Origin of the sequence: Halolamina salina (genome assembly GCF_042678005.1) — an archaeon.
Lineage (GTDB): Archaea > Halobacteriota > Halobacteria > Halobacteriales > Haloferacaceae > Halolamina > Halolamina salina.
In genome coordinates, this window is record NZ_JBHUDH010000194.1 from 24,638 (window position 1) to 29,352 (window position 4,715).

Below are 4,715 nucleotides of genomic sequence, written 5' to 3' on the forward strand. Positions count from 1 at the left end.
AGTTCGGACCGGTTCACCGAGAGCACGACGTCGACGCTCTCCCCGAGCGCGCGCAGCGCCCCGCGCAGTTCGCGGTGATCGCCGAGGTCGCTCCCCAGCACGTCGCCGGGGTCGAACACGAACGGCACCCGCGGGATCGACTCGCCGCCGAGGGCGTGGAACGCGTCGGCCATCCCCGGCGTCGACACCCAGTTCGTACAGACGACGGCGTCCGTGCCGAACACGACCGGGAGCGGCGCGGCTTCCCGGAGGTCCGCGAGCGTCCACGCCGAGAGGTCGGACGACGCTTCCACGAGCAGCAGGTCGCTGTCGTCGAAGTCGAGCACGTTCACGATCGCCGGTCGCCCCATCGAGACGGCCTCGAACGGGAGGTCGGCGAAGACGTCGCGGCCCGGTTCGGGGTCGTCGAGGTGGCCGTAGCAGGTCGCGTCGGCACCGAGCGCGTGGGCCTGCTGGGCGGCGTTGACCGACTGGCCGCCGGGTTCGATCGACTCGGGATCCAGCCCGAACCCCTTCCGGCCGCCGCTCTCGGCCTCGCGGACGAACGTGCGCCGTCGCTCGACGGGGTCGAGCGCGCCCGCCGAGAGCCGACAGTAGCGGTCGACGCTCCCGTCGGGGAGCGTGCTCACCGCCGGCGCGGGGGGATCAGCCAGCCGTCGGGCGAGGCGCTGGTAGGGCATGGGCGCGGTTTCGGGTGGGAGGGGGAAGGGCGCTACGCTCGGTAGCGAGGGTTCGGGTTCCCACGCTCCGGGAACTGACCCGGCGGCTTTTCAATACTGACAACCAAAATACACGTATGAAGGTTCCCGTCAGCAGACTGGGCGTGTTGGGCGTGCTCGGCGTCTTCGGCGTCGTCACGAACGAGCCGGCGCTGTACGCGCTGTTCGCGTTGTTCGCGCTGTTCGCCAGCGATCGGACGGTGAGCGTCCCGCTGGGCGGTGAAGAGAAACGGAAGTGATCCGCGAGAGGGGTTACCGGACGAGCAGGTCCTCGCCGCGCTCGACGACGATGCGGCAGGGCGGCGACATCTTGTTGTAGGCGCGGCGGAACGCCTCCTTCACGGCGTCGGCCTGCTCGACCTCACAGTAGGCCGTGAAGATGTTCTCGCCCTGCTCGATGCGGGCGGCGGTGCCGACCGGCTTCCCGAACGCCTGCCGCATCCCGTCGGAGACGCGGTCGGCGCCGGCGCCGGTCGCCTGCTTGTTCTCTCGGAGCACCTGGTGGGGGAACTTGCGGAGCACCATCTTGTAGTTGCCCTCGCCGAGTTCCTTGATCAGGTGGCGGTTGGCCGAGAGCCGCGCGGACTCGAGGGAGCCGTGGCGGATCTGCAGCGTCTCCTCGGGGCGCAGGGAGATCTTGACGGGGTAGTCGTCGGGATCTGCCTGCAGGTCGCCCATGTTGTGCTGGGCGATCTTCGAGCCGGGGATACCGGTGATGTACTCTCGCCGGGTGTACGACGGCTTGTCGATCTCCCGGTACATGGAGGCGGGCTTGTCAGACATGGCTACTTGGCTGTTCTGAGGCCCAGCCGGCGATTAAACCCTTCGATGCGTGGCCGAGTCAACGGTCGTCGCCCTCGGCGGCCGGTGACGGCTCCCCGGCCGTCGCCGACGCGTCGCCCCCCGGCGGCTCGACCGGGACGTGTGCAAGCCCCTTCTCGGCCAGCAGCTCCCGGGCGCGATCGGTCACCGAGGGGGCGACGAGGATTCCGCGAACGTCGACGCCGTCGGGCACCTCTCGGGCCAGTGCCTCGACGTACCGGCCGAGCTGGCCCGCGGCGTCCGGGCCGACGCGCCGGCGCTTCAGCTCGACGACCACGGGGCGCCCTTCGTCGTCGTGACCGAACACGTCGACGGGGCCGGCGGCGGTCTCACGTTCCGTGGCCGTAGGCTCGAACCCCGGCTCCACGAGCTGGGGGTTCTCGAGGATCCGCTGGCGGAGGTCCTCCTCGCTGCCGAACACGTCGACGCTCCGGCCGCCGGTGACCGGGAGCGCCGACACCTGCTCGACGCGCTCGAAGCGCACGTCGAGCGTCTCGTCGGGGTTCTCGCGCTCGCTTCGCACGCGCAGGCGACCGTCCCGGATCGCGACGCGGTGTTCCGACCCCGGGGGCTGCCAGTTCACCGGCGTCCGCTGCTCGTCGGTGTGGACCAGCGCCGTCCCGTCGGGCTTGAGGATCAGCAGGCGGTCGCCCGGGCCGAGCGAGGAGCTCGCGCGGCCGTCGTACTCCACGGTACAGCGTCCGAACACGGTGACCATCTCCCCGCGGTCGAACGCGGCCGACAGCGCGGCCAGCGCGTCGCGGTGGGCGGGCCGGTGGAGAGTGGTCACGCTCACACCGACCGTTGGCAGCCGAGGGACAAATGGCCGACGGTCCCGCGGATGCGCGTCGTGACGGCCTCCCAACGGAAGCCGTAGCACATACAGTCCCCCCGGGGAAAAGGGGAGGCATGGTCGACCCCATACTCACCTACGTCGGCGGCATCGCGTTCCTCGTCCTGCTGATCGTGCCGGTGCTGTACCTGCTGTACGCCGAGACGGACACTTGGGCGGACGACTCCCCGAGCGAGAGCGTGGTCCGTGGCGCCGGTCCCGTGGCGGAAGCGGGCGGCGACACCGAAGCCGACAGCGCGGAGGAGGCGGCAGCCGCCGAGCAAGAGTCGGCCGACGAGGCTGCCGAAGCCGACGAATCGGACGACGAGGAGCCTACCGAGGAGGAAACTGACGAGGAAGACGCTGCCGAAGATGAAGCAGCGGAAGCTGACGAGTCGGACTCTGCCGGGGAGGAGACTGAGGAGGCAGCTGAGGAGGAATCTGCTGCTGGCGACGAGGAGGAAGCGGAAGCCGGCGAGTCGGAGGAGGTAGACGACGAGGAATCTACTGAGGAAGAGGCTGACGAGTCGGACGAGGAGGAATCCACTGAGGAAGAAGCTGAAGAGGCAGACGACGAGGAATCTACTGAGGAAGAGGCAGCCGAGGAGGAACCGACCGACGACGACGCGGAGAACTGAGCTACCCGTCGAGGAACGACTCGACGCGCTCCCGGCGTTCTGCACTCTCGAACTGCTCCCACCACAGCGACGCCTCGCGTTCCCGTGCGGTCGCGGGATCCGGCGCCGCGACGGCGGCGTTGATCGCCCGTTTCGCCCGTTCTCGTGCGGCCGTCCCCACGTCGCTCATCGACGCTACGAGTTCGGCGACGCGCTCGTCCAGCGATTCTGTCGGAACTACGTCGGTCAGCAGCCCGATCTCCCGGGCACGGTCGGCGTCGATTCGCTCGGCGGTGAACACCAGCTCCTTCGCGGTGGATTCGCCGACGGCGTCGACCAGCCGCCGGGTCGCGCCGCCGGTGGGGAGCAGCCCGACTGCGGCGGTCGGGAGACCGAACGTCGACCCCTCGCTGGCGACCCGGAGGTCGCAGTAGAGAGCCAGCACCAGCCCGCCGCCGACGCAGAAGCCGTCGATCTTCGCGATCACCGGCGCGTGACAGTCGTGGGGCGCCCGGAATATCTCGTGGAACCGCGCCTGCCGCTCGCGCTGTGTCGGGTCGTGCTCGGCAGTCGGGCCGGCGTACTCCGCGAGGTCGGCGCCGGCGGAGAACGCCTCGTCGCCGGCGCCCTCGATCACCACCGCGTCGATCGAGCGGTCGCCCTCGATCTCGGCGAACGCCCGGCCGAGGTCGTGCATCAGCGCCGTGTTCAGCGCGTTGTGGGTCTCCGGCCGATCGAGAGTGAGCGTCGCGAGGCCGTCCTCGACGACGGCGTCGAGGTGACGGTAGGGGCCGTACTCGGGCATACACGGCGGTCGCGGGGGCGAGTGCAAAGAGCTACCGGGCACTCAGTCACACCGGACGTTCAGCCGTCCTGCTCCGGCCGGGTGTACAGCCACGCCCAGCCCACCAGCACGGCCTGCATCGGTAGCCGGAGCAACGCCGCGAGCCGGGCGGCGTCGTCGAACCGGTCGGGCACGAGTTCGGGGGCCACGTCGTCGGTGACGGTGTAGACGTTCGCCGGGAAGACGGCGATCAGGAGCGCGACGATCCCCCACGCCGAGGGGCGGCGGGTCCGCTCGAACAGCACGCCAGCGCCGAGAACGATCTCGGCGATACCGGAGAGGTACACCAGCCCTTTCGGCCGCGGGAGCTGTGGCGGCACCACTCGCTCGAACGCCCGCGGCGCGAGGATGTGGCTCACGCCGGCGACGACGTAGAGCAGCCCCATGACCGTCCGCAGCGCTCGCCCGCTGTCTGAGTCGCTCATTATTCGCGGCTCGGCCGCCGGCAGCAAGAACGTTCCTCCACGAGAGCGGTGCTCGCTCGGTGACCGGTTCGCAAGAGTGGGGCGCGATCACCGGTCGCCGCAGCTACGCGTCCTCCGCGTGAGCGGTCAGCGCGTCCGGCGTCGCTCCCAACAGCGTTTCGAGGTGGTCCTCGAGGTCGAGGACGTGGAGTTCGCCCGACGGGAGCCGTTCGTGGAGTCGCCGGGCGTTCACGAGCGGGACGTTGGTGTCGTCGTCGCCGTGCCGGACGCGAACGTCCGCGCGAACGTCGTCGAGCGCGATTTCCCACGTCGTCGCGGTGTTCCCGAACTCGGTGACGGCGCCGGAGCGGGAATCGGCGAGCGCGTCGAGGAAGTCCGCCTTCACAGTCTCCGCCGCCGCTTCCGGAACCGATTCGGGGTCGTCAGTGTACTGTGCGAGCACGAACGACGGGTCGC

6 protein-coding genes and 2 pseudogenes are annotated in these 4,715 nt (G+C 70.0%); 2 read left to right on the forward strand and 6 right to left on the reverse strand.

Annotated features, from left to right (window positions below; all coding sequences use genetic code 11):
- Window positions 1-680: pseudogene (locus tag ACFR9S_RS14230) on the reverse strand (hypothetical protein); the annotation flags it as partial.
- Between the two features lie 116 nt (window positions 681-796).
- Between ACFR9S_RS14230 and ACFR9S_RS14235 the strand changes: the two are divergent.
- Window positions 797-958 (forward strand): hypothetical protein, encoded by a 162-nt coding sequence (locus ACFR9S_RS14235; RefSeq protein WP_379732945.1) that lies wholly within the window; start codon window positions 797-799, stop codon window positions 956-958.
- Between the two features lie 13 nt (window positions 959-971).
- Here ACFR9S_RS14235 and ACFR9S_RS14240 read toward each other — a convergent pair whose 3' ends face one another.
- The gene (locus ACFR9S_RS14240) at window positions 972-1,502 is read right to left on the reverse strand and encodes a 50S ribosomal protein L16 (RefSeq protein ID WP_379732943.1); all 531 of its coding nucleotides are present in this window, start codon (window positions 1,500-1,502) and stop codon (window positions 972-974) included.
- Between the two features lie 58 nt (window positions 1,503-1,560).
- Window positions 1,561-2,337: an endonuclease NucS gene (nucS, locus tag ACFR9S_RS14245; protein ID WP_379818920.1), complete on the reverse strand. Its 777-nt coding sequence runs from the start codon at window positions 2,335-2,337 to the stop codon at window positions 1,561-1,563.
- Window positions 2,338-2,450: 113 nt separating this feature from the next.
- On the opposite strand from nucS, the gene ACFR9S_RS14250 reads away from it, so the two are divergent.
- On the forward strand, window positions 2,451-3,011 hold the full coding sequence (locus ACFR9S_RS14250; RefSeq protein ID WP_379732313.1) for a hypothetical protein: 561 nt from the start codon (window positions 2,451-2,453) through the stop codon (window positions 3,009-3,011).
- A 1-nt stretch (window position 3,012) separates the two neighbouring features.
- On the opposite strand, the gene ACFR9S_RS14255 is transcribed toward ACFR9S_RS14250, so the two are convergent.
- The 3 genes and pseudogenes from ACFR9S_RS14255 to ACFR9S_RS14265 form a co-directional block, all read right to left on the reverse strand.
- Window positions 3,013-3,795 carry an enoyl-CoA hydratase/isomerase family protein gene (locus ACFR9S_RS14255; protein WP_379732314.1) on the reverse strand — a complete coding sequence of 261 codons (783 nt, stop codon included), beginning with the start codon at window positions 3,793-3,795 and terminating at the stop codon, window positions 3,013-3,015.
- A 59-nt stretch (window positions 3,796-3,854) separates the two neighbouring features.
- Window positions 3,855-4,259 carry a DoxX family protein gene (locus ACFR9S_RS14260; protein WP_379732315.1) on the reverse strand — a complete coding sequence of 135 codons (405 nt, stop codon included), beginning with the start codon at window positions 4,257-4,259 and terminating at the stop codon, window positions 3,855-3,857.
- Between the two features lie 103 nt (window positions 4,260-4,362).
- A pseudogene (locus tag ACFR9S_RS14265) lies at window positions 4,363-4,715 on the reverse strand (alpha/beta fold hydrolase); the annotation flags it as partial.

What these genes read in the sequence shown, in the direction of transcription:
- ACFR9S_RS14235 (WP_379732945.1), top strand. Translation starts at nt 797, where the DNA reads ATGAAGGTTCCCGTCAGCAGACTGGGCGTGTTGGGCGTGCTCGGCGTC.
- ACFR9S_RS14240 (WP_379732943.1), bottom strand. Translation starts at nt 1,502, where the DNA reads ATGTCTGACAAGCCCGCCTCCATGTACCGGGAGATCGACAAGCCGTCG.
- ACFR9S_RS14250 (WP_379732313.1), top strand. Translation starts at nt 2,451, where the DNA reads ATGGTCGACCCCATACTCACCTACGTCGGCGGCATCGCGTTCCTCGTC.
- ACFR9S_RS14255 (WP_379732314.1), bottom strand. Translation starts at nt 3,795, where the DNA reads ATGCCCGAGTACGGCCCCTACCGTCACCTCGACGCCGTCGTCGAGGAC.
- ACFR9S_RS14260 (WP_379732315.1), bottom strand. Translation starts at nt 4,259, where the DNA reads ATGAGCGACTCAGACAGCGGGCGAGCGCTGCGGACGGTCATGGGGCTG.